This window comes from Streptomyces sp. PKA51, assembly GCF_057552455.1.
In genome coordinates, this window is the sequence record NZ_BAAJPZ010000015.1 from 82,115 (window position 1) to 106,087 (window position 23,973).

Below are 23,973 nucleotides of genomic sequence, written 5' to 3' on the forward strand. Positions count from 1 at the left end.
TCCTTACCAAGCGTCAGGTGGTATGCGCCCGCGCGCATCCCGAGCGCGGCAGGGCCCGGTTCCTCGTGAGGAACCGGGCCCTGCCGAAAGGGGACGGTGACGAGCCGTCCGGACTAGTCGAGGTAGTCCCGCAGCACCTGGGAGCGCGACGGGTGACGCAGCTTCGACATCGTCTTGGACTCGATCTGACGGATGCGCTCACGCGTCACGCCGTAGACCTTGCCGATCTCGTCCAGCGTCTTGGGCTGGCCGTCGGTGAGGCCGAAGCGCATGGAGACCACGCCCGCCTCGCGCTCGCTGAGGGTGTCCAGCACGGAGTGCAGCTGCTCCTGCAGGAGCGTGAAGCTGACCGCGTCGGCCGGCACGACCGCCTCGGAGTCCTCGATGAGGTCACCGAACTCGCTGTCGCCGTCCTCACCCAGCGGGGTGTGGAGGGAAATCGGCTCACGGCCGTACTTCTGGACCTCGATGACCTTCTCGGGGGTCATGTCGAGCTCCTTGGCCAGCTCCTCCGGGGTGGGCTCGCGGCCCAGGTCCTGGAGCATCTGGCGCTGGACGCGCGCGAGCTTGTTGATGACCTCGACCATGTGCACCGGGATACGGATGGTGCGGGCCTGGTCGGCCATCGCGCGGGTGATCGCCTGGCGGATCCACCAGGTCGCGTACGTGGAGAACTTGTAGCCCTTGGTGTAGTCGAACTTCTCCACCGCGCGGATCAGACCGAGGTTGCCCTCCTGGATCAGGTCCAGGAAGAGCATGCCGCGACCGGTGTAGCGCTTGGCCAGGGAGACCACCAGACGGAGGTTGGCCTCCAGGAGGTGGTTCTTGGCGCGCCGGCCGTCCTCGGCGATGATCTCCAGCTCGCGCTTGAGCTTCGGCGCCAGCTTGTCGGCGTTCGCCAGCTTGTCCTCGGCGAACAGACCGGCCTCGATGCGCTTGGCGAGCTCCACCTCCTGCTCGGCGTTGAGGAGGGGGACCTTGCCGATCTGCTTGAGGTAGTCCTTGACCGGGTCGGCAGTGGCACCGGCCACGGCCACCTGCTGGGCGGGCGCGTCGTCCTCGTCCTCGTCGGACAGGACGAAGCCCTTGTTCTCGCCGGCCTCGTCCTCCTCGTCGACCTTGCCCGGCGCGGGGGTCTCGTCGAGCAGCTCGTCCTCGAGGAGCTCGTCGGCGTCCTTCTTGCCGGCGGTCTTCTTGGCCGTCGTCTTCTTCGCGGCGGCCTTCTTGGCCGTCGTCGTCTTCTTCGCGACCGTCTTCTTGGCCGCGGTCTTCTTGGCGGGCGCCACGGCCTCATCGGCCTCGCCGTCGTACGCGCCCGCGGCCGCGGACACGCCGGACGCCGGGGCGGACGACTGCCGGGCCGTGGCCGTCTTGGTGGAAACGGCCTTGGTGGCGGTGCGCTTCGCCGGGCTCTTCGCTGCGACGCTCTTGCGGGTGCGCTTGGGCGCCTCTGCGGCACTGACCATCAGCGTCACACCCTCCTCGTCGAGGACCTGGTTGAGGCTGCGCAGTACGTTCTTCCACTGGGTTGGCGGAATCTGGTCAGCCTCGAAGGCCCGACGCACGTCGTCGCCGGCGATCTGCCCCTCGGCCTTTCCCTGCTCGATGAGCGCCATCAGAGACTCGGATTCGGCGATCTCCGGCGGGAGCGTACGGGATGTGCTGGCCGACACGAACAACCTCTCGGAACGATGGAAACGGCTTCCGGCCACGTCCGCGCTGGACGGGGCCGACGACCGTCGGCAAGGATGAACCGACGGCGCGGGCAGTGGTGCAGAGCAACACAGCGCCTCGAACGAGGCCCGTATTCCCTCCGCGGCCACCACCTCTTTAGTCATCGCGCTGCCCGGACGAGCGTTACGCCCGATCGCCGTGGCCCGAGTCACACCGCATAACGGGGTGAACGGCCCTCGAAGTGGACAGATCGCCGACTCCGCTGCCGTCGGCGGCCGCACGGAACCACCCCTCCTGCTCGCGCGTACGGCCGTACGCGCGCGCCGGACGAGCGGTCCCGCACGCACCGCTTCAGTCCGTACGGTTGCGATCCGCGGTCAGTGTTCGCGCGGCGCGGGGACCACGCGCTCGACCTCCGGGTGCGCCACCAGCAGCTGGCGCATCGCCGCCTCGGCCGCCGCGGCGTCGCCGGTGGCCACCGCGTCGACGATCCGCAGGTGCTGCCCCACGCCGGCCTCGGTCGGGCGGTCGCACCCCCCGCCGGAGACACCGGAGACGTGCAGGGCGGCGGTGACGATGCCCGAGAGGTGCTCGAGCATCCGGTTGCCGGCGACCTGCAGCAGCAGGGAGTGGAACTCGGCGTCGGCGCGCGTGAAGGTGAGGGAGTCGCCCTGGGCCAGTGCGTGCCCCATGATCTCGGCCATGTCGGCGAGGCGCTGCTGGACGTCCTCGCGGCCGTGGCCGGCGGCCAGGCGGGCGGCCAGCGGCTCGATCGTCCAGCGCAGCTCGCACAGCTCCCGGCGCTGGTCGTCGCGCTGGGGCCCGAAGGCGCGCCATTCGATGATGTCGGGGTCGAGCAGGTTCCAGTCGCTGACGGGACGGACCCGGGTGCCCACGTTGGGGCGGGCGCTGACCAGGCCCTTGGCCTCGAGCACGCGCAGGGATTCGCGGACGACGGTGCGGGAGACCTCGAAGCGCTGGCCGATCTCCTCGGGGACCAGCGGGCGGTCGGCCCCCAGGTCGCCGGAGACGATCATCTGGCCGAGCTGCTGGACGAGCTGGCCGTGCAGGCCTCGGCCGCGGCTTCCGGCGGCGCGGCGGCCGGCACGGCCGAGCTCCGCGTCGCCGTCCCAGGCGGACGAGGCGCCGCGGTCGGTCCCGGGGGCCTCCGCGTAGGAGTAGCGGTCAAGCTCGCCCGGGCCGGCGAGGCCGGAGTCTGCGGGGCGAGCCGCGGTCATCATGGTGTGCGCAAGGGTACTCACGCTTCCTTTGTCGGCGACACCTCCAGGCCCCTTGAGGTCTTTGGTGAAAAGCACACGAAAGGGTGATCGCCCATTACCTCGCAATTGACGCCCAAACGGACAGAACCGGGCACCGCCCCGAGGGGGGCGACTACGGAAGGTAAGGGAGGCGTGAGCGTTCCCGCAGCACCCCTCGGCCTATTGTCACTCTGCGTTCGCTCCCTTCCGGACCGGCGCAATAGCACAGCCCTCACCGCGGCCGGCCACGGAACACGGTGAGCACATAGGCCGCGAGCAGGCCCGACAGCGACAGGGCCAGCGCCCACCCCACGGGCTGGGACATCAGGCGCAGCGCGGTCGAGACACCCTGGTCCAGCTCGTGCGGCCACCGCGCGTCGGCGGCGTCGCGCAGACGTTCGGGCAGCCCCATCAGCGAACGCGCCGCGGGCCGGCGCGCCAGCGCCCCAAGGAGGGGAACGACCACGGCCGGCACCGCGAGGACGGAGACGAGGCCGAGCGCGGTGGAGCGGAAGAGCCCCGCGGCCAGCAGCCCCGCCCAGCCGCACCCGACGACCAGGGCGATCCAGCCGGCCAGCGCGGCGCCCCAGCCGTGCGTCAGGAGCGTGGCCGGGTGCGGGAACTCCCCGAGGGCCAGATGCACGACGGCCAGGTCGAGCACCGGTACGCACAGGGCCAGGGCCAGCGCGGCCGCCGAGGTCACCAGGAGCTTGGCGCCGAGCAGCCCGAGCCGCCGGGGCACCGTGCCCTGGTCGGGGGCGAGCGCCGGGTAGCGGAACTCCTGGCCGAAGGCGTTGGCGCCCAGCAGCCCGGCGGCGCACGCCGCGGGCGGCAGCGGCAGCCACTGCGGCCAGCCGGTGAGCAGCCGCGGCACGGTGGCGGCGCCGGTGCGGGCCAGCAGGAGGGAGGCGGCCATGGACACGGCGAGCGCCACCGCCCCCACCACCCACCCGGTCTGCACACCGGCGACGCGGCGCAGCTCGTACAGCAGCGGCCACGCCGGCCCGGGGGCGGTCAGGCGGCGCCGTACGCCCCCGGACGACGGCACGTTCGAGCTCTTCGGGGTCTCGCCGCCTTCTTGGGCTTCCGCCGGCGCGGGAGTTTCCTCATCCTGCGAGGGGCGGCCGTCGGCGCGGTCCAGCGGGGCGACGGGGCCGGTGTCCCCGCTCTCCTCCGCCAGACGGTGCACGAGGATGCCGTTGCGGTACGCCGTCTCGCCGACCTCCGCGCAGCTGCTGCCGTAGACCGCGATACGCGTGCCGCCCTCGCGGATCACTTCGACGGTCTCGGTGCCGGGGCGCCGGTCTGCCGTGCCGGTCCCGGCGGTCAGGACGTGCGCGAGCCGGCCGGCGAGGGGCGACTGGACGACGACGCGCGGCCGCAGGCGCGTGCCGGCGAAGGCCGCCGCCTCCTGGTCGGCCACGAGGCGGCCCCGGTCGATGGTGACCACCTGGTCGGCGATGCGGGCGGCCTCGACGGCATCGCCCGACGTGACGAGAACGGCACCGCCCTGGGCGGCGTAGCCGCGCAGCAGCCCGTGGAGCCAGGCGGTCTCGCGGGGGGACAGGCCGCGTGCGGGTTCGTCCAGGACAAGGGTGTGCGGATCGCCGAGCAGTGCGGAGGCCAGGCCCAGGCGGCGGTCCATGCCGAGCGAGAAGTCGCCCAGGCGCTGGTCGGCGAGGCCGCTGAGGCCCACGACCTCCAGCACGTCGTCCGCCCGCTCGGCGGGGACGCCGGCGGCGGCGCACAGCATGCGCAGGTGGCTGCGGGCGGTGCGGGCGGGGTGGCCGGGGACGTCGCCGAGGAGGACGCCGATCTCGCGGGTGGGGCGGGGAATCCGGTCGAGGGTGCGGCCGCGGAAGAGGGTGACGCCGCGACCGGGGTCCAGGCGCAGCATCAGACGCAGGGCGGCGGTCTTTCCCGCTCCGGGCTCGCCGAGCAGCGCGGTGACGCGGCCGGGGCGGGCCTCGAAGGTCAGGTCGTCGACGGCGGGGGGCCGGTTGCGGTGGGGGGCGCTGGTCAGTCCGATGGCCTGGATCATGGGCTCACTCGCGGGACGGCGGGAGGGACCGTACCGCAGCACCGTAACCCGGTATGTCTTATTTGCTACGCAATGCGGCCATCATCGATCAGGGCGTGTCATTTTCGATCACGCGCCGGTCTCCGGACGGCGGCCTTCGGGCCACGCGGGGCGGACCGGGCGCTCAGGCCTCGGGGCGCAGCATGGGCGGGTTGAGCAGGGTCGCCCCGCCGGCCCGGAACAGCTGGGCGGGCCGGCCGCCCTGGCGGGTCGTCGTCCCGCCGGTGGGCACCAGGAAGCCGGGCGTGCCGGTCACCTTGCGGTGGAAGTTGCGCGGGTCCAGCGCCACGCCCCACACCGCCTCGTAGACCCGGCGCAGCTCGCCGACGGTGAACTCCGGCGGGCAGAAGGCGGTGGCGAGGGAGGAGTACTCGATCTTGGAGCGGGCGCGCTCGACGCCGTCCGCGAGGATGCGGGCGTGGTCGAAGGCGAGCGGGGCGGCCTGCTCGTCCTCACGGCCGTAGCCGTCCTGGTCGAGCAGCTCGTCGACGGGTGCCCAGCGCACGCTGCGGGCGTCGCCGCCGGGCCGGGGCGCCGGCAGGTCCGGGGCCAGCGCGAGGTGGGCCACGCTGACCACGCGCATGCGGGGGTCGCGCTTGGGGTCGCCGTAGGTGGCCAGCTGCTCCAAGTGGGCCGCGTTGGGCCCGCCGGGCCCGGCCGCGTCGGCCGCCTGCAGGCCGGTCTCCTCGGCCAGCTCGCGCGCGGCCGCGGTGGACAGGTCCTCGTCGCCGCGGACGAACCCGCCCGGCAGCGCCCACCGGCCCTGGAACGGAGGCTCGCCGCGGCGGACGGCCAGCGCGCACAGCGCATGCCGCCGCACGGTGAGCACGACCAGGTCGACGGTGACGGCAAAGGGCGGGAAGGCCGACGGGTCGTAGGGCATGTCGTGATCATAGTCGTCTGCCTGACGATAATCAGGCTCTTCGGCGCTCCCGGCCGCCACCCGGCCCGCCGCTGCAGTGGGCACCGACGCTCACACCCCCAGCTGCAGTCCGGCGGCGGCCTCCTCGACCATGCCGAGGCCGAGCCTGCTGACGCGCACCGCGAACGGCTGCTCCGCCACGCGCAGCCCGGTGAACCTCAGCTCCCCCAGGGGCGCGGAGCGCGGCGGACGGACCGTCACGGTGCCCGCGGGCACGTCCGGGCGCACCCCGGCGAGCGCGGTCAGCAGCCGGACGGCGCCGGCCGCCGCGACGGCCGCGGGCCGGCAGGCCGCCGGGTGCGGCAGCGGTGCGCTGCCGGCGGTGCGCTGCTCCCCCGCGTACATTTCCGGGAGCCGGTGGCCGAAGGTCCCGGCGGCGTCCAGCACGCCCTTGAGCAGCCCGGCGGCCTCCCGCTCGTAGCCCGCCGCCATCAGACCGGCGACGGCGACCGCCGTCTCGTGGACGCGGACGGCCCCGTTGCGGTGCCCGAACGGGTTGTACCCCGCCTCCTTGGCGCCGAGGCTGCGCAGGCCCCAGCCGCAGTCGAGGGCCGGGCCGCCCAGCAGCCGGGCGAGCTGCTCGGTCTGCACCTTGTCCAGCAGCCCCGGGGCGTACTCCCCCTCTCCTTGCAGTCCGGTGTCCAGCAGATGTGCCGCGGCCGAGCCCAGGTGCACGACCCGGCGGCCGTCGGGCCAGCGCGCCGCGACGGGCCGGCCACCGCCGAGGTCCTCCGCCCAGAACTCCTCCCGGAAGCGCCGTCGCAGCCCGGCCGCCCACGTGAGAAGGGCGTCGGCCCCGGGCCGGCCGTGAGCCCGCAGCAGCCCCGCGCCGAGCACGGCCGCCCGGTGGGCATGGGCCTGGCCCTCGCAGCGGTACGGCCCGCCCGGCGCGGGGTCCGGGAGGTAGCCGGTGTCCTTCGTGGCCTCCATGAGCCACTGCAGGCACCGCTCGGCGACCGGCACCAGCCCGGCGACCTCCGGCGCGGGCAGCCCCCACCGCCATGCCTCGGCCAGCACCGCCGGGAACAGCAGCGTCGCCTCCACCCCCGTGCACCCCGGCGGCAGATGCGCCCCGGAGTGCCGCAGGGCACCGGGCAGCCGGCCGGCGCCCGGGCCGGGGCCCGTCAGCTGGGCACGGGCCAGCGTGCGCAGCGTCCCGCCGGCGAGCCGGACGCCGAGCGGCAGCGCCATACGGGCCGCCCACAGCGCCTCGGCGGGGGACGTCCGGTCGCAGCGCCAGGGAACGCCGGCGGCCAGGTGCACGTCCGACGGGTGCTCCGGGTCGCGCACGAGCAGGGCCCGCAGGTCGTCGAGGGCGGCGGCGAGCAGAGCCACGGCCCGCGGGTCATCGCCCTCGGCCGCGGCCTCCCCCCACGGCGGTGCCGCCCCGCCACGGCTCGGGGCGACGGGCTCGGCCGCCCGGCTGCCGCCGATGCCGCCGGGCTGCTCGGCCCTGATCGTGAGCTCGATGCCGTGCGTGCCCCCCGCAGGCAGCCGTATCTCCCAGCAGAGCAGCCCGGCGGAGGCCAGGACGTCGTCCGGCGGCGGCTCCGCGGTGACCACCGCGTGGGTGCCGGGTGCCGCCCAGCGCAGCCCGGAGGCGTGCACGGCGGCCGGGAGCTCGGGACCGGGGCGCCCGGCAGCGATGGCGCCCAGGCCGGCGAGGTCCGTGCCGAGCGCCACCTCGACCGTCAGTCTCAGCTCACGGGACGCCGCGCTGCGCAGCACGATGCGCTCCTTGCCCTCGGCGTCCCGCAGCCGCTCGACGGTGACGTCCGGGTCCGGTCCGGTCTCCGCCGGGGTGCGCACGGTGCCGACGAACCGGGCCCGGTCGGCGCCGAGCATCCGGCCCTGGACGGGCACGGGATCGACTCCGTCGACCCGCAGCCGGCACGTCGCCAGCAACCGGCGACCGGACCGGTAGAAGCCTTCGAGCCCCTGGCCGGTGAGCTGGCCGTGGCCCGCCGAGATCGCGAGCGCGGGCAGCGCGACGCAGATCAGCGCCTCGTGCACCGAGTGCGGCGCCGGGGGCCGGGAGGGGCCGGTGCGGCGCTGCTCGGGCGGTCGGCGCACCTGCTCCGGCGGGCGGCGGGTCGAAGGACCGTGGGGGGCGATGCCTTGCACTGTCTCTGCGCTCCCTGGGGACGTCCCGGCCGTGGCCGGCCGACGACGATTGCGGGCCACTCAGGTGAACGGCACCGGCCCCGGCGAGGTCACGGGAGAGTGAAGTGGCCTGTGTCACTGCCGCCCCCGGACGCCCTTGTGCCCGCCACGGCGGCGCGTGCGTGCCCTTCCCGCGGGGGCCTTGGGCCCCGCGGGGCCACCACGGCCGCTTCGCCCCGGCCGTCCCGCGCTCTCCCCCGGACCCGCGACTTCCGCCCTCGGGTCCCTCTCCTCCGTCGCCCCGGCCTCCGTCACCCCGGCCATCGCCTCCTCCACGGTGGCGGTGACGGCCGAGGCAGCGGTCGAGGCGGCCGTCGAGGTGGGCGTCGAGGCAGCGGCATCCGCCGCCGCGGCGCGCCCGGCCTCGGCGTGCACGGCGGCCTGCAGGGCGCGGTCGGCGCGTTCGCGGCGCAGGCAGCGGCGCAGCAGCTCCGGGTCCAGGCCGTCGTTGCAGGCCCGGTGCAGGAGCTGGGCGAAGAGGTAGTCCGGGTCGGCGCTCAGCGCCCTGGTCAGCGCGACGCGCGCCTCGGGGTGGTCGCCGCTCGACCAGGCGACCCAGCCCGCCAGGGCCAGGGGCGCGGCCGCGTGTTCGGTGTACGGCGGCACGCAGCGGCGGGCGAGGGCGCGCCAGACGCGCAGCACGGCCGGGGCCCGGGGTCCCTCCATCCATTCGGCGGCGTGGTCGCGGGTGGTGCGGTCCTGCAGGCCGAGGATGACGGCCGCGGCCTCGTCGGAGCCCAGCAGGGCGTCGTCCTCGGCATCGGCGTCTGCGCGCACCGGCGGGGGCGGGGCGTCGTGGAACCGCCCGATCAGCAGGCGCAGCAGGTCGAGCGTCTCCTCGCGCACGGTTCGGCCGGGGGTGCCGCTGAGCAGGCGGGGGACGAGGTCCGCGGCGGCGGCGTCGAGTGCCGTCTCCTGCTCCACGGCCCGTTCGCCGTCGACGGGGGCGTAGCGGGCCTCCATCTCGCGCAGGGTGCCGCGGACCTGGATGCCGGCGTAGGCGGCGGCAGCGGCCATCACCGAGGTGCCGGGCGGGTCGAGGACGGTGCCCTCGGCCGGGCAGCAGCGTTCGTCGGGACAGCAGTAGGACCAGTACCGCCCGTCGGAGACGCACAGCGCCTCGTACACGGGCACGTCCAGCTCCCCGCAGGCCAGGCGCAGGCTCTGGGCGAGGGGGCGCAGGCGCTCCATGACGCCCCGGCCGCCGTCGCCCCCGGTGGGGTCCTGGCAGAGGAAGAGGACGATGCCGTCGGGCCGGTTGCCCCGGCGCTCGCAGCCGTCGATGAGCGTCTCCGCGAGCTGTTCGCTGATTGCCTCCCACTCGGCCGGGTCCTGCGGAATGCCGAGCCGGAGGCGGCCGCCGAAGCGGCCGCGCTCTCCGTGCAGGGCGAGCAGGACGATGCTGTCGGTCGGGTGGAAGCCGAGCAAGTAGGGCAGGGCGTCGGCGAGTTCGCCCGGGGTGCGCAGGGTGACCTGGGTCTGCGACGCGTCGCGCGGCGTGGTCGTGGCGGGGGTGGACGGACGGGCCGGTTCGTTGTGGTGGCTCATGGCCCCGAGACTCCCGCGGCGCCACCGAGGCCCGCCAGGCCTGTGGATAACTCCGGGATATTGTCGTACTAGTCCTGTGGATCAGAGCCTCACCCCCGTTTTCCACAGGCTCCGCGGCCGGGTTCGCGCGTTGTCGGTCCCCTCGTGTTGCATGGGGGCATGACCAACGAAGCCCTCCGCGTCTCGGCGGACACCGTCCTCGCCCGTCTCGTCGGCGACACCACAGGCACCGCGCGGCTGCGCGAGGACCAGTGGCGCGCCATCGAGGCCCTCGTCGCCGACCGCCGCCGTGCGCTGGTGGTGCAGCGCACGGGCTGGGGCAAGTCGGCCGTGTATTTCGTGGCCACCGCCCTGCTGCGCGAGCGCGGCAGCGGCCCGACGGTGATCATCTCCCCGCTGCTGGCGCTGATGCGCAACCAGGTGGAGGCGGCCGCGCGGGCGGGCATCCACGCGCGCACGATCAATTCCTCGAACACCGAGGAGTGGGAGACCGTGCAGGAGGAGGTCGCGCACGGGAAGGTGGACGTGCTCCTCGTCTCGCCCGAGCGCCTCAACAATCCCGACTTCCGCGACCAGGTGCTGCCCAAGCTCGCCGCCGCGACCGGGCTGCTGGTGGTCGACGAGGCGCACTGCATCTCGGACTGGGGGCACGACTTCCGCCCGGACTACCGCCGGCTGCGCACCATGCTGGCCGACCTGCCGCCCGGTGTGCCCGTGCTCGCCACGACCGCCACCGCCAACGCCCGCGTCACCGCCGACGTCGCCGAGCAGCTCGGGACGGGGGAGGGTGGTGAGGCCCTGGTGCTGCGCGGGCCGCTGGACCGCGAGAGCCTGAGCCTGAGCGTCCTCACCCTGCCCGACGCGGCCCACCGGCTGGCCTGGCTCGCCGACCACCTCGGCGACCTGCCGGGCTCGGGGATCATCTACACCCTCACCGTGGCCGCCGCCGAGGAGGTCGCCGCCTACTTGCGCCGCTGCGGGCACACCGTCGCCTCCTACACCGGCAAGACCGAGAACGCCGACCGGCAGCAGGCCGAGGACGACCTGATCGCCAACCGCGTCAAGGCCCTGGTGGCCACCTCGGCGCTGGGCATGGGCTTCGACAAGCCCGACCTCGGCTTCGTCGTCCACCTCGGCTCGCCCTCCTCCCCCATCGCCTACTACCAGCAGGTCGGCCGTGCGGGGCGCGGCGTCGAGCACGCCGAGGTGCTGCTGCTGCCGGGCCGCGAGGACGAGGCGATCTGGAAGTACTTCGCCTCGCTGGCCTTCCCCTCCGAGGAGCAGGTGCGCCGGACGCTGGACGTGCTGGCCGCCTCCGACCGCCCGTTGTCGCTGCCCGCCCTGGAGCCCCTGGTCGACCTGCGGCGCTCGCGGCTGGAGACCATGCTCAAGGTGCTCGACGTGGACGGTGCCGTGCGGCGGGTGCGCGGCGGATGGACGGCCACCGGCGAGCCGTGGACGTACGACGCCGAGCGCTACGCCTGGGTGGCGCGGCAGCGCGAGGCCGAGCAGCAGGCCATGCGCGAATACGCGTCGACCACGCAGTGCCGGATGGAGTTCCTGCGCCGCCAGCTGGACGACGAGCAGGCCGCGCCCTGCGGGCGCTGCGACAACTGCGCGGGCCCCCGCCACACCGCCGGAGTCTCGGACGGCGCTCTGGACACCGCACGCGGCGAGCTGGGCCGGCCCGGGGTGGAGGTGGAGCCCCGCAGGATGTGGCCCACGGGCATGCCGGCGGTCGGGGTGGATCTCAAGGGCCGCATCCCGCAGGGCGAGCAGGCCGCCGTGGGGCGGGCGATCGGGCGGCTCTCCGACATCGGCTGGGGCAACCGGCTGCGTCCCCTGCTCGCTCCGCAGGCACCGGACGCCGCCGTTCCGGACGATGTGACGGACGCGGTGGTCACGGTGCTGGCCGACTGGGCACGGGGAGCGGGTGGTTGGGCGTCCGGCGCGCCGGACGCCCCGCAGCGCCCCGTGGGCGTGGTGACCATCGCCTCGCGCACCCGCCCGCTGCTCGTCCGCTCGCTCGGCGAGCGCATCGCGGCCATCGGCCGGATGCCGCTCCTGGGCAGCATCGCGTACCGCGACGAGGAGGCCGGGGCACGGGCGCCCCGCAGCAACAGCGCCCAGCGGCTCAAGGCGCTGGACGGCGCCCTGACCGTGCCGCCCTCGCTCGCGCAGGAGCTCGCCGCACGCCCGGGGCCGGTCCTGCTGGTCGACGACATGACGGACACCGGCTGGACCCTGGCCGTCGCCGCGCGGATGCTGCGCCGGGCCGGCGCCACGGAGGTGTTCCCCCTGGTGCTCGCCGTGCAGGGGTGAGAAGGGGCGCGACCGTGGTGCCCGCGCCCACCACGGAGTCGCGCATGCCGGTCAGTGGCCTCAATTGATCGTTGCTGCACGGGCGGTGGCCCGCGAGAATTGGGGCACCGGTTCCCGCTCCCGTGTGTCCACGGCCCTGCTGTGCCGTGGCGCGCGGTGCGCCATGCCAGGCTCCCGCCCGGGGGCCCGGGTGGGCAGACGAAGGGAGAATCATGGCCTTCGGCTTGGCTCCCCAGGCGTCCGCCGGCTCCGCTTCGCGTCTGGGCAGGCTGCTCGAACCCGCGCAGTGGGCCGCCTGCGGCGTCCCCGCGCTGCGCGGTCCCCGCAGTGTCGTCGAGGATCTGCACGCCCGCCATCTGCCGACGCCCTCCACCGCCGTCATCGCGGTCTTCCACCCCGACGAACGGATCGCGGCGAGCGCCTCCTTCAGCGGCCGCCCGGGCAGGGCAGGGCCCGTGGACGGCTGGGAGCTGCGCAACGAGCTGCTGTCGGTGCTGCGCCGGGTGATCCCGCACGACCTGCGCAGACGCGCCCCCGTCCGGACGGCGGTGCTGCTCTACTGCCGGGAGGGCGGCACCCGTTGGACCCCGGAGGACGGGGCGTGGATGTGGGCGCTGCGCGACGCCTGCATCCTGCACGGGCTGCGGTGCGGGGCGTACATCGTCCTCACCCCGGCCGGCTGGCGCGTCGTCGGCGAGGGCCGCGGCGGGCGCCGGCCCCGCGCGGTGCCCTGCCGTGCGGAGTGGTTCGGCTCCGGTGGCGGCGCACCGGAGGCACACCGCCGTACGGCCGCCCGCTGACGGGGCGGCACAGCGGCCGAGGGGCCCCTTCGGCGAAGGGGCCGGCCACCGTGATCACACGTCAGGATGTGCTCGACACCAGGGCGTTGACGCGTTGCGGGTCGCCGCAGACCACCAGCAGCGCACCGGCCCGCGTCATGGCGGCCGGCAGCGCCGCGGTGACGGTGGCGTCGGAGCCGCCGTTGACGGCGATGACGACCACGGGCCGACCCTTGGCGCGGGCGGAGTCCGCGGCGGCGTAGAAGACGTCGTCGCCGGCGTCCTGCTGCGCCCAGTAGGAGGCTTCGCCGAAGGACAGCTCGTGTGCGGCCCAGGGGTGCGGGTCGCCCGTGGTCAGGACGAGGACGTCGCCGGGCGCGCGGCCGCTGTCGAGCAGCAGGTCGACGGCTTCGTCGGCGGCATCCAGGGCACCGTCGGCGGCCGCGGGGATCAGCTGGATCTGCGGTGCGGCCGGGGCGTCCGCCGCCGCCCCGCGCGCGGTGCGCTGGGGCGGGACCGAGCCGCGGTGCGGGCTGGGGGTGCCGGGGCGCAGGGGCGCCGGGCGGGGACCGGGTACGGGACGAGGGGTCGGCGCGGTGCGGCCGGCGGCCGGCACTGCGCGGGGACCCGGGACACTCTCGTGAATCTGAGGCTCCTCGGGGATGAGAGGCATAAGTCGATGTTTATCAAACGCCGGTGCGAGTCGCGTCGGCGGGTGGGGTGCTGTGGGTCGTTCAGAAGTCGAAGCCGAGCTGGCCACCGGCCTCCAGAGCCATGTCCTCGGGGCTGATGCGGGGACGCTTCAGATGCTGCCACTTGGGCAGCGCATCCAGGTAGGCCCAGGACAGCCTGTGGTGCGGGGTGGGGCCCAGCTCCTGCAGCGCGGCCCGGTGGACCGGCGACGGGTAGCCGGCATTGTCGCCGAAGGCGAAGTCGGCGTGGACGGCGCCGAGTTCGGCCATCAGCGCATCGCGCCGCACCTTGGCGATCACCGACGCCGCCGAGACGGCGACGCACGACTGGTCGCCCTTGATGACCGTACGGACCCGCCACGGCTCGCCGAGGTAGTCGTGCTTGCCGTCGAGGATCACCGCGTCCGGCCGCACCGGCAGCCCCTCCAGGGCCCGGGTCGCGGCCAGCCGCAGGGCCGCCGTCATGCCCATCTCGTCGATCTCCTGCGGGGAGGAGTGGCCGAGGGCGTAGGCGGTCACCCAGCTCTCCAGCTCCTCGGCGAGCTCGGTGCGCCGCTTGAGGGTGAGGAGCTTGGAGTCGGTGAGTCCCACGGGCGGGCGGCGCAGTCCGGTGACGGCCGCGCACACGGTGACGGGACCGGCCCAGGCTCCCCGGCCGACCTCGTCCACACCGGCGACGATCTTTGCTCCGGTCGTCGCCCGCAGGGAGCGCTCGACGCTGTGGGTAGGCGGTTGGTAGGGCATGGCGCCAGTAAGATTACGCCCCTTCGGCCCGGCTGTCCCGCCCCGCCCCCGCCGCGCGGGCTCCGCTCAGCGCGGGGCGTCCGGAAGCCAGTCCGGAAGGGCCTCGGCGGACTCCAGCCAGGCCGCCGGCGGAGCACCTCGTTCCGCCGCCGCGACCACGCCCGCGGCGATGGCGGAGGTGGTGTCCACGTCCCCGCCGGCCCGTGCGGTGGTCCAGAACGCCTCCTCGAAGGAGCCGAGATGGCGGGCCGCGGCCCACAGGGCGAACGGCACGGTGTCGTGGGCGCTGGTGCGCCGGCCGCAGCCCAGGACGGCGGCGACGGTGGTGACGTCCGCGTAGTCGAGCATGTCGCGGGCACGGCGCAGACCGGCCTGGACGGCGCTGCGCGGCACCAGGGCGATCACGCCGTCCAGCAGCGACTCGGGGGTGACGCCCCCGGCGGGCGAGCCGGCGATGGCCGCCGCGGCGGCGACGGCCATGGCGCCCATCACCGCCTCCCGGTGCTGGTGGGTGGTGTAGGCGGAGATCTCGGCCTGGTGGGTGGCCTGCTCCGGGTCGTGCGCGTACCAGGCGCCCAGCGGGGCGATGCGGGTGGCGGCCCCGTTGCCCCAGGAGCCCTGGCCCTTGAACTGGGCGGCGGCCAGTTCGCGCCAGTCGCCGCCCTCCCTGATCAGGCGCAGCATGCGGTTGATCGCCGGGCCGTAGCCGCGGTCGAAGTCGTGGCGCTCGGCGAGCGAGCGGGCCAGGGCGTCCTGGTCGATGCGGCCGTGCGCGGCCAGGACGGCCACCACCGAGCAGGCCATCTCGGTGTCGTCCGTCCACTGCCAGGGCGCGGGCGGCAGCTCACGGCGCTGGAGGTGGGGGTAGTTGGCGGGGACGAAGAACTGGGAGCCGAGGGCGTCACCCACGGCCAGCCCCCGCAGGCTCGCCAGGGCACGGTGGAATCGGTCAGCTGTCATCGCTGCGAACTCTAACCGGTGAAGCCGTACGACTCGGGTGTACACCAGCGCTCGAACGGCCGGTCGAGGTGGTAGCGGCCGTCGGCGCCCAGCACGAGCATCCGGGACTCCCCGTTGCCCGGGTTGGACAGGCACTCGAACTCCGCGACGGTCCAGTGCAGCCAGCGCATGCAGAACAGCCGCATGGTCAGCCCGTGCGTGACGAGCAGGACGTTGGGCGGGTGGCCGGGGTCCTCGAAGCTGCGCCACAGGCTCTCCAGGAAGGCCCCCACCCGGTCGTAGACGTCGGCGCCGGACTCGCCTTGGGCGAAGCGGTAGAAGAAGTGGCCGTAGGCGTCCCGGCGGGCCTTCTGGCGGCGCACGTCGTCGCGGTCCTGCCAGTTCCCCCAGTCCTGCTCGCGCAGCCGGGGCTCCTCGCGCACCCGTATGCGGGTCGGGTCGAGCCGCAGGGCGTGCAGGGTCTCGTGGGCGCGGCGGTAGGGCGAGACGTAGACGGAGACGCGCTCGTCGCCGAAGAGCGCCCGCAGCCGCTCCCCCGCCTGCTCGGCCTGCCCGCGCCCGCGGGCCGTCAGGCTCAGGGCGTGGTCGGGCTCGCGCTCGTAGACCGAGTCGTCGACGTTGCCCTCCGACTCGCCGTGCCGGAGGAGGACGATGCGCCGGGGCCGTGCCATGCCGCCACCCTAGATCGGCTGCAGGACGCGTGCCTCACCGGTCCCGCGGACGCCGCTGCCGGCCACGGCCCGGCCGTCGCGTATCTCCAGGGCGCGCCCGGTGAAGCGCCGCCGCAGTGCGCGGTCGTGGGAGACGACGACCACGGCTCCGGGCCACTGCTCCAGGGCCTCCTCCAGCTCCTCCACGAGGCCGAGTGCGAGGTGGTTGGCGGGCTCGTCGAGCAGCAGCAGGTCGGCGGGCCGGGCGAGGAGGCGGGCGAGGGCGAGCCGGCGCAGCTGGCCGGCGGACAGGGCGCCGACGGGAACGTGCAGGTCGCGCTCGCGGAAGAGGCCGTAGGAGAGCAGCAGTGCGCACTGCTCCTCGTCGCTGCCGGGCAGGTCGCGGCGGAAGGCGTCCAGCAGGCGCTCGGCGGGCCGCCGGACGGCGACGTCCTGGGGCAGGTAGCCGGCGTCGCCCCGCCTGGTGACGGTGCCGGCATCCGGTGTGGTGAGGCCGGCCATGAGCCGCAGCAGGGTCGATTTGCCCGCACCGTTGCGGCCGTGGACCAGCAGCCGCTCGCCCGCCGTGACCTGCAGGGCGTCGACGGTCAGGCGGTCTGCGACGCGAACGCCGTCGAAGGTGACGAGGGCGCCGTCGGTCGTGCCGCCGAGGGGGCGGGCGGTGAAGCGCAGGGGGTCGGCCGGGCGTGGCACCGGGTCCTCCTGGAGCCGGCGCAGGCGCTCGCGGGCGTTGCGGACCCGGCCGGCGACGGATGCCTGGACGCGCCCGCCGGCGCGGTCGTAGGCCATCTTGTTGCCGTCCTTCATGGGCCGCCCGGCGGCGACCGTCCGGGCCGTCGTCGCGGTGGCCTCCTCCAGGGCCGCCGTCTGCGCGCACCACTGTGCGTACGCCTCCTGCCGGCGCCGACGGGTCGCGACGCGCTCCTCGACGTAGCCGGCGTAGCCGTTGCCGTAGCGGGTCAGGGTGCGGCGGTCGGCGTCCACTTCGATGACGGCGGTGGCGACGCGTTCGAGGAAGACGCGGTCGTGGGAGACGGCCACGACAGTGCCGGTGTGGGCTTGCAGCGTCTCTTCGAGCCAGTCGAGGGCGGGGCCGTCGAGATGGTTGGTGGGCTCGTCCAGGAGCATGACCTCGGGTGCGGCGGCAATGAGGCAGGCCAGGCCGAGCCGGGCCCGTTCGCCGCCGGAGAGGCTCTCCCAGGCGCGGTCCCGCCCGATGCGTCCGAGGCCCAGGGCGTGCAGGGCCTTGTCGACGCGGGCGTCGGCGTCGTAGCCGCCGCGGGCCTCGAAGGCGGTGAGCAGGTCGCCGTACTCGGCGAGGGTCTCGGGGCCGGCGGCGCCGAGGTTCTCCTCGAGCGCGCGCAGCCGCCGTTCCATGGCCCGCACGTCGGCGAGGGCGGCGTCGACGGCGTGGGCGACGGTGGTGCCGCCGGGCGGCGGCCCGGGGTTCTGGGGGAGATACCCGATACCGCCGTCGGCGTGGGCCACGACGGTGCCGGTGGCGGGGCGCTCGTTTCCGGCCAGGACGGCGAGCAGGGTGGACTTGCCGGCTCCGTTCTCGCCGACGACGCCGATCCGTTCACCCGGCCGCACCGCCAGGCAGACGCCGTCGAGGAGGAGGCGGTCGCCGCGCGAGAGCGACACGTCGTGCAGGGAGAGCTGGCTGGGCATGCGCACCTCCAGAGCAAATGCAACGCAAGTTGCGTTACGCTCAGCATGACAGACCCTCGCCGTCTAACGCAACCGGAGTTGCAATTGTCTTCGCAGCCTCCTCCTCCGACCCCCGGCACCCGGCGCCCCGGCGGACGGACCGCGCGCACCCGGGCCGCCGTCCGCGACGCGGTCCTGACCGGCCTGGTCGAACACGGCTACCCGGGGCTGACCGTGGAGTACGTCGCCGAGCGCTCCGGCGTGCACAAGACGACGCTCTACCGGCGGTGGGGCGGCGTCGAAGGGCTCGTCGCCGACGCCCTGGACCTGGCGGGCGAGGACAGCTGGACGCCACCCGACACCGGCTCCCTGCAGGGCGATCTGCGCGCCTTGGCCCAGGAGATCGTCGACGCGTTCGCGGATCCGGCGGCCGCCGCCGCGCCGACCGCGTTCATCGCGGCCGCGTTCCAGTCCGAGCGGGCGGCGGACGCGCTGCGGGGCTTCTACACCGAGCGCTTCGCGCGCTGCGGGGCACTGGTCGCCCGCGCCGTCGAGCGGGGCGAGGCCCCCACCGGGACGGACGCCGTGGCCGTCGCGCGGGCCGTCTCCGCGCCGCTGTACTTCCGGTTGTTCGTCACCCGGGAGCCGGTCGACGCCGCTGCCGCCGCCCAGGCGGCCGACGCCGCGCTCGCCGCCGTACGGGCGGGCGCGTACACCACTGCGGGCCCGGAGCCCGCCTGAGGCCGCGCGTCAGACCGTCCAGGCCTGTTCCATCTGCACGACGTCGCCGGTGATCGCGGCGACGTCGGCCTCGGTCTGCGCCCGCAACCCGAGCCGCTCGACCCGGTCCTGGCGGTACTTGCCGTGCTCGGCCTCGGAGTTCCACATCGACAGCACCAGGAACTCCGGGCCGGGCGCCTCGCCGAAGACGCCGCGCAGCATGCCGGGCGACCCGGCCATCGCCGGGTTCCACACCTTCTCCTGCATGAGCACGAAGTGCTCGACCCGCTCCTCGTGCACCCGGCAGTGGGCGAAGCGCACCACGTCGGCGTCGGTGAACTGCGGCCGGAATCCGACCTTCACGTCGAAGCGGTGCTCGAACAGCCGGACCTGGACGTCCTTGTACGTGCCGGCCTGGGCCGCGGCGAGCCGGTCGTGGGAGCGCGCCATGAAGGAGTCGTAGAACGCCCGGCTCTCCCAGAAGGCGAAGAGGTGGACGACACCGGGGCGCGCCCGGCTCCACCCGCCGCCCTGCCCCCGGAAACCCGGCTCACCGAGCAGCCCCGCCCACTTCCGCTGCCCGCGCTCGAAACCCCGTCGGTCGACCACCGTGCAGCGAATCCACTTGACCAGCACCGACCCATCCTACGGCTCCGTCAGTGGCGTGGGTCACGTACGCCGGCAGTCCACCCGGGAGAGGGCGGGTACGCCGATGGGGAGCCGGCAGCAGCCGACTCCCCATCGTTCACTCAGTTATGCGCGGTGCTCAGCTGCAACCGCTGGTCGAGCCACAGCCCTCGCACAGGTAGCAGCTGCCCGCGCGGCGCATCTTGGTGCCGCACGAGAAGCACAGCGGGGCGTCCGCGTTCAGGCCGAGGCGCATCTCCGCCAGTTCGGTGGAGTTGTGCGCCTGCTTGGGCGCCGGGGCCACGACCGGCTGGGCCGGGACCTCGGGCTTGGCGGGCTCGACGTGGCGCGGGGCGGACTGGGCCAGACCCTCGACGTCGACCTCCTCGTCGATCGGCTCGTAGGAGCCGGTCTCCAGGTGGCGCTGGCGCTCCTCGGCGGAGTGGATGCCGAGGGCCGAGCGGGTCTCGAAGGGCAGGAAGTCCAGCGCGAGGCGGCGGAAGATGTAGTCGACGATCGACTGCGCCATCCGCACGTCCGGGTCGTCCGTCATGCCGGCCGGCTCGAAGCGCATGTTGGTGAACTTCGAGACGTAGGTCTCCAGCGGAACGCCGTACTGCAGGCCGACGGAGACGGCGATCGAGAAGGCGTCCATCATGCCCGCGAGGGTCGAGCCCTGCTTGGACATCTTCAGGAAGACCTCGCCCAGGCCGTCGTCCGGGTAGGAGTTGGCGGTCATGTAGCCCTCGGCACCGCCCACCGTGAAGGAGGTGGTGATCCCCGGGCGGCCCTTGGGCAGGCGCTTGCGGACCGGGCGGTACTCGACGACCTTCTCCGCGGCGGCGGGAGCGGCCTTCTCGACCTTGGCCTCCTCCTTCTTCTTCGCGGAGAGCGGCTGGCCGACCTTGCAGTTGTCGCGGTAGATCGCGAGCGCCTTCAGGCCCAGCTTCCAGCCCTCGAAGTAGACCTCCTCGACCTCCTCGACCGTGGCCGACTCGGGCAGGTTCACGGTCTTGGAGATGGCGCCGGAGAGGAACGGCTGCGCGGCGGCCATCATGCGCACGTGGCCCATGGCGGAGATCGCGCGCTCGCCCATGGCGCAGTCGAAGACCTCGTAGTGCTCGCGCTTGAGGCCCGGGGCGTCGATCACGTTGCCGTGCTCGGCGATGTGGGCGACGATCGCCTCGACCTGCTCGGCCTGGTAGCCGAGCCGCTTGAGCGCCTTGGGGACCGTGTTGTTCACGATCTGCATGGAGCCGCCGCCGACGAGCTTCTTGAACTTGACCAGGGCCAGGTCCGGCTCGACGCCCGTGGTGTCGCAGTCCATCATCAGGCCGATGGTGCCGGTGGGGGCCAGCACGGAGGCCTGGGCGTTGCGGAAACCGTCCTTCTCGCCGAGGCGCAGGACGTCCTGCCAGGCCTCGGTGGCCGCGGCCCACACCGGGGTGTCCAGGTCGTCCATGCGCCGCGCGGCGGCGTTGGCGTCGGCGTGCTGCTTCATGACGCGCTTGTGGGCGTCGGCGTTGCGGGCGTAGCCGTCGTAGGGGCCGACGACGGCGGCCAGCTCGGCGGAGCGGCGGTAGGACGTGCCGGTCATCAGCGAGGTGATGGCACCGGCGAGGGCACGGCCGCCGTCGCTGTCGTAGGCGTGGCCGGTGGCCATCAGCAGGGCGCCGAGGTTGGCGTAGCCGATGCCCAGCTGGCGGAAGGCGCGGGTGGTCTCGCCGATCTTCTCGGTCGGGAAGTCGGCGAAGCAGATGGAGATGTCCATCGCCGTGATGACGAGCTCGACGACCTTGGCGAAGCGCTCGGCGTCGAAGGACTGGTTGCCCTGGTCGTCGTCGCGCAGGAACTTCATCAGGTTCAGCGAGGCGAGGTTGCACGAGGAGTTGTCCAGGTGCATGTACTCGCTGCACGGGTTGGACGCGGTGATCCGGCCCGACTCCGGCGAGGTGTGCCAGCGGTTGATCGTGTCGTCGTACTGGATGCCCGGGTCGGCGCACTGCCAGGCGGCCTCGGCCATCTTGCGGAAGAGCGCCTTGGCGTCGATCTCCTCGATGACCTCGCCCGTCAGGCGGGCGCGCAGGCCGAACTTCGAGCCGGTCTCGACGGCCTTCATGAACTCGTCGTTGACGCGGACGGAGTTGTTGGCGTTCTGGTACTGGACGGAGGTGATGTCGTCGCCGCCCAGGTCCATGTCGAAGCCCGCGTCCCGCAGGGCGCGGATCTTCTCCTCCTCCTTCACCTTGGTGTCGATGAAGGCCTCGACGTCCGGGTGGTCGACGTCGAGCACGACCATCTTGGCGGCACGGCGGGTGGCGCCGCCCGACTTGATCGTGCCGGCGGAGGCGTCGGCGCCGCGCATGAAGGAGACCGGGCCGGAGGCGTTGCCGCCGGAGGACAGCAGCTCCTTGGAGGAGCGGATGCGGGAGAGGTTCAGGCCGGCGCCGGAGCCGCCCTTGAAGATCATCCCCTCTTCCTTGTACCAGTCGAGGATCGACTCCATGGAGTCGTCGACGGAGAGGATGAAGCAGGCGGAGACCTGCTGCGGCTGCTTGGTGCCGACGTTGAACCAGACCGGGGAGTTGAAGCTGAAGACCTGGTGCAGCAGGGCGTGGGTCAGCTCGTGCTCGAAGATCTCCGCGTCCGCCGGGGAGGCGAAGTAGCCGTGCTCCTCACCGGCCTTGCGGTACGTCTTGACGACGCGGTCGATCAGCTGGCGGAGGCTGGACTCGCGCTCGGGGGAGCCGACGGCACCGCGGAAGTACTTGCTGGTGACGATGTTGACCGCGTTCACCGACCAGAAGTCGGGGAACTCCACGCCGCGCTGCTCGAAGTTGATCGAGCCGTCGCGCCAGTTGGTCATGACGACGTCACGACGCTCCCAGACCACCTCGTCGTACGGGTGTACACCGGGGGTCGTGTGGATGCGCTCGATGCGCAGCCCCTTGGCGCCCTTGTTTCCCTTGGAGCGGGAACCTCGCGCGGAGCCGCTCGTCGTCTCGGTCATGCCGCCTCCCTGTTACGGGCAAAACGCCCTCATGCGCCCATTTCTTCCGGACGCGAAGTGTGTCTGTTCACCCGGCCGCGCAGCGCGCGCCGAGCAGGTCTGGTCGTCGCCGCCAGCTCAGTCGGCGGCAGCAGCGGGCGCCGGCACGGCGGCACCCTCCCCGGCGCTGCCGGCCGGGTCCACGTCGGCCGCGCCCTCGGCCTCGGCGCGGCACAGGCCCTCGCGCAGTTCCGCGACGGCGGCCTCGAAGTCCTCGAGCGAGTCGAACGCCTGGTAGACGGAGGCGAACCTCAGATACGCCACGAGGTCGAGGTCCTTGAGGGGGCCGAGTATGGCCAGGCCGACGTCGTGCGTGGAGAGCTCCGCGCTGCCGGTGGCGCGCACCGCCTCCTCCACCCGCTGGCCGAGCTGGGCCAGGGCGTCCTCGGTGACCGGACGCCCCTGGCACGCCTTGCGCACGCCCGAGATGACCTTGTTGCGGCTGAACGGCTCGGTGACCCCGCTCCGCTTGATCACCATGAGTGACGCCGTCTCCACGGTCGTGAACCGGCGGGAGCAGTCGGGGCACTGGCGGCGTCTGCGGATCGAACAGCCGTCGTCGGTGGTCCGGCTGTCGACGACCCGGCTGTCGGGGTGCCTGCAGAAGGGGCAGTGCATGGCTCTCCACCTTCCTTCACCCTCGGGAAACCCTCACAACGGCCGCGCCCGGAAAAAGCGTGCGCGACATCGGCTCCGGCAGGCCCTGGAAGGGGCCCTCGCCGAGCAGCCACCAGCATAGGCGATGACTTCCTCCCCGGAGTGACCGGGTCCGGCGTCGACCACAACTTGTGGGTAGCTGCCGCCATCAAACCACTAGATCTGGTGTCGAGCGGTCAAGGAGGCCCAGCGCGTGTCGCGCCGCCGGAGCGGGACACGACCCTGCGCGGAACGCCCCACGGCACACCCGGGAGCCCGTGGATGACACACTGGCACCACGACGGTGAGCGCCCGGGCGGTCGCCGTGCGGGCTCCCGCGAGGGCGGTGCGAAGCGCCGTGCGGGGCCTGCGTCCGGTCGCGCCGATGGGCCGTCCGGCCCGGCGGTCCACTCGGAGCGGGACGCACGAAGAGTACCGCAATGGGGCGAATTGATCTCCGTCCGTACACCCTCAACCTTGATCAAGTCAGCCGAACCTCGATATTTCACTCGAACGTGTGTTTGGCGCAACCTTTCGAAAGCAACTACCGTTGTCCAGCTAGGGAGAACATCAGAGAGGGGCCGACGTGACCACCACCGCAGACAGCGCCACCATCACCGCCCAGGACCGCTCCCAGACCCGAATCGACCAGGCACATCCGCAGGCACACCCCATGAGCGACACAGCCATGAACACGGAGGGGCAGAAGCCCGCCCGCTCCCTCCCCGGACGGCCCCCCGGCATCCGGGCGGACAGCTCGGGGCTCACCGACCGGCAGCGGCGCGTGATCGAGGTCATCAGGGACTCCGTCCAGCGCCGCGGCTACCCACCATCCATGCGCGAGATCGGCCAGGCGGTGGGGCTGTCCAGCACGTCCTCCGTCGCCCACCAGCTGATGGCCCTCGAGCGCAAGGGCTTCCTCCGCCGGGACCCGCACCGGCCCCGCGCCTACGAGGTGCGCGGCTCCGATCAGCCCAGCACCCAGCCCACCGACACCACCGGCAAGCCCGCGGCCTCCTACGTGCCCCTCGTCGGCCGGATCGCCGCCGGTGGCCCGATCCTGGCCGAGGAGTCCGTCGAGGACGTCTTCCCCCTCCCCCGCCAGCTCGTCGGCGACGGTGAGCTCTTCGTCCTCAAGGTCGTCGGCGACTCCATGATCGAGGCGGCCATCTGCGACGGCGACTGGGTGACGGTGCGTCGCCAGCCCGTCGCGGAGAACGGCGACATCGTCGCCGCCATGCTCGACGGCGAGGCGACCGTCAAGCGCTTCAAGCGGGAGGACGGCCATGTCTGGCTGATCCCGCACAACTCCGCCTACCAGCCGATCCCCGGCGACGAGGCCACCATCCTGGGCAAGGTCGTGGCCGTGCTGCGGAGGGTGTGACACCCGGGTGGAACACCACCCCGGCTCGTGACGGGCCCCGGAACCACCACAGTGGTTCCGGGGCCCGTCTCCGTTTGCGGACGACGCAGGCGT

The 23,973-nt window shown here is 73.6% G+C and carries 18 protein-coding genes; 4 read left to right on the plus strand and 14 right to left on the minus strand.

Translation table 11 applies throughout. The features are described from left to right. Positions 1–113: 113 nt before the first annotated feature. The 6 genes from AC27L3_RS21735 to AC27L3_RS21760 form a co-directional block, all read right to left on the minus strand. The gene (locus tag AC27L3_RS21735) at positions 114–1,679 is read right to left on the minus strand and encodes an RNA polymerase sigma factor (protein ID WP_487235721.1); all 1,566 of its coding nucleotides are present in this window, start codon (positions 1,677–1,679) and stop codon (positions 114–116) included. Between the two features lie 372 nt (positions 1,680–2,051). Further along, positions 2,052–2,990, minus strand: a complete 939-nt coding sequence (locus tag AC27L3_RS21740) for a FadR/GntR family transcriptional regulator (RefSeq protein ID WP_487235722.1) — start codon at positions 2,988–2,990, stop codon at positions 2,052–2,054. 175 nt (positions 2,991–3,165) lie between these two features. Continuing rightward, positions 3,166–4,974 carry an ABC transporter ATP-binding protein gene (locus AC27L3_RS21745; protein ID WP_487235723.1) on the minus strand — a complete coding sequence of 603 codons (1,809 nt, stop codon included), beginning with the start codon at positions 4,972–4,974 and terminating at the stop codon, positions 3,166–3,168. A 163-nt stretch (positions 4,975–5,137) separates the two neighbouring features. Further along, the gene (locus AC27L3_RS21750; RefSeq protein ID WP_344433906.1) at positions 5,138–5,896 is read right to left on the minus strand and encodes an NUDIX hydrolase; all 759 of its coding nucleotides are present in this window, start codon (positions 5,894–5,896) and stop codon (positions 5,138–5,140) included. Positions 5,897–5,986: 90 nt separating this feature from the next. Continuing rightward, complete coding sequence (locus AC27L3_RS21755; RefSeq protein WP_487235724.1) at positions 5,987–8,059, minus strand: glycogen debranching N-terminal domain-containing protein; 2,073 nt, start codon at positions 8,057–8,059, stop codon at positions 5,987–5,989. Between the two features lie 114 nt (positions 8,060–8,173). Next, a complete protein-coding gene (locus AC27L3_RS21760) occupies positions 8,174–9,646 on the minus strand; it encodes a DUF4192 domain-containing protein (RefSeq protein ID WP_487235725.1) in 1,473 nt (490 codons plus the stop codon). A gap of 159 nt (positions 9,647–9,805) precedes the next feature. On the opposite strand from AC27L3_RS21760, the gene AC27L3_RS21765 reads away from it, so the two are divergent. Then, a complete protein-coding gene (locus AC27L3_RS21765) occupies positions 9,806–11,968 on the plus strand; it encodes a RecQ family ATP-dependent DNA helicase (protein ID WP_487235726.1) in 2,163 nt (720 codons plus the stop codon). A gap of 212 nt (positions 11,969–12,180) precedes the next feature. After that, a complete protein-coding gene (locus AC27L3_RS21770; RefSeq protein ID WP_487235727.1) occupies positions 12,181–12,768 on the plus strand; it encodes a hypothetical protein in 588 nt (195 codons plus the stop codon). A gap of 61 nt (positions 12,769–12,829) precedes the next feature. On the opposite strand, the gene AC27L3_RS21775 is transcribed toward AC27L3_RS21770, so the two are convergent. The 5 genes from AC27L3_RS21775 to AC27L3_RS21795 all read right to left on the minus strand — a co-directional run bounded on the left by AC27L3_RS21775 (position 12,830) and on the right by AC27L3_RS21795 (position 17,485). Continuing rightward, complete coding sequence (locus tag AC27L3_RS21775) at positions 12,830–13,420, minus strand: hypothetical protein (protein ID WP_487235728.1); 591 nt, start codon at positions 13,418–13,420, stop codon at positions 12,830–12,832. Between the two features lie 61 nt (positions 13,421–13,481). Then, positions 13,482–14,183, minus strand: a complete 702-nt coding sequence (locus tag AC27L3_RS21780) for a ribonuclease HII (RefSeq protein ID WP_487235729.1) — start codon at positions 14,181–14,183, stop codon at positions 13,482–13,484. Positions 14,184–14,249: 66 nt separating this feature from the next. Next, the gene (locus tag AC27L3_RS21785; RefSeq protein ID WP_487235730.1) at positions 14,250–15,143 is read right to left on the minus strand and encodes an ADP-ribosylglycohydrolase family protein; all 894 of its coding nucleotides are present in this window, start codon (positions 15,141–15,143) and stop codon (positions 14,250–14,252) included. Between the two features lie 11 nt (positions 15,144–15,154). Next, positions 15,155–15,814: a histidine phosphatase family protein gene (locus AC27L3_RS21790; protein ID WP_487235731.1), complete on the minus strand. Its 660-nt coding sequence runs from the start codon at positions 15,812–15,814 to the stop codon at positions 15,155–15,157. A gap of 9 nt (positions 15,815–15,823) precedes the next feature. Continuing rightward, positions 15,824–17,485, minus strand: a complete 1,662-nt coding sequence (locus tag AC27L3_RS21795; RefSeq protein ID WP_487235732.1) for an ABC-F family ATP-binding cassette domain-containing protein — start codon at positions 17,483–17,485, stop codon at positions 15,824–15,826. Positions 17,486–17,569: 84 nt separating this feature from the next. Between AC27L3_RS21795 and AC27L3_RS21800 the strand changes: the two genes are divergently transcribed. Then, positions 17,570–18,205, plus strand: coding sequence for a TetR/AcrR family transcriptional regulator (locus AC27L3_RS21800; RefSeq protein ID WP_487235733.1), 636 nt, complete (start codon positions 17,570–17,572; stop codon positions 18,203–18,205). Between the two features lie 9 nt (positions 18,206–18,214). On the opposite strand, the gene AC27L3_RS21805 is transcribed toward AC27L3_RS21800, so the two are convergent. The 3 genes from AC27L3_RS21805 to nrdR form a co-directional block, all read right to left on the minus strand. After that, positions 18,215–18,820 carry a YdbC family protein gene (locus AC27L3_RS21805; protein WP_487235734.1) on the minus strand — a complete coding sequence of 202 codons (606 nt, stop codon included), beginning with the start codon at positions 18,818–18,820 and terminating at the stop codon, positions 18,215–18,217. A 130-nt stretch (positions 18,821–18,950) separates the two neighbouring features. Next, complete coding sequence (locus AC27L3_RS21810; protein ID WP_487235735.1) at positions 18,951–21,821, minus strand: vitamin B12-dependent ribonucleotide reductase; 2,871 nt, start codon at positions 21,819–21,821, stop codon at positions 18,951–18,953. A gap of 117 nt (positions 21,822–21,938) precedes the next feature. After that, positions 21,939–22,478 carry a transcriptional regulator NrdR gene (gene nrdR, locus AC27L3_RS21815; protein WP_487235736.1) on the minus strand — a complete coding sequence of 180 codons (540 nt, stop codon included), beginning with the start codon at positions 22,476–22,478 and terminating at the stop codon, positions 21,939–21,941. Positions 22,479–23,082: 604 nt separating this feature from the next. On the opposite strand from nrdR, the gene lexA reads away from it, so the two are divergent. After that, positions 23,083–23,880, plus strand: a complete 798-nt coding sequence (lexA, locus tag AC27L3_RS21820) for a transcriptional repressor LexA (RefSeq protein ID WP_487235737.1) — start codon at positions 23,083–23,085, stop codon at positions 23,878–23,880. Positions 23,881–23,973 lie beyond the last annotated feature (93 nt).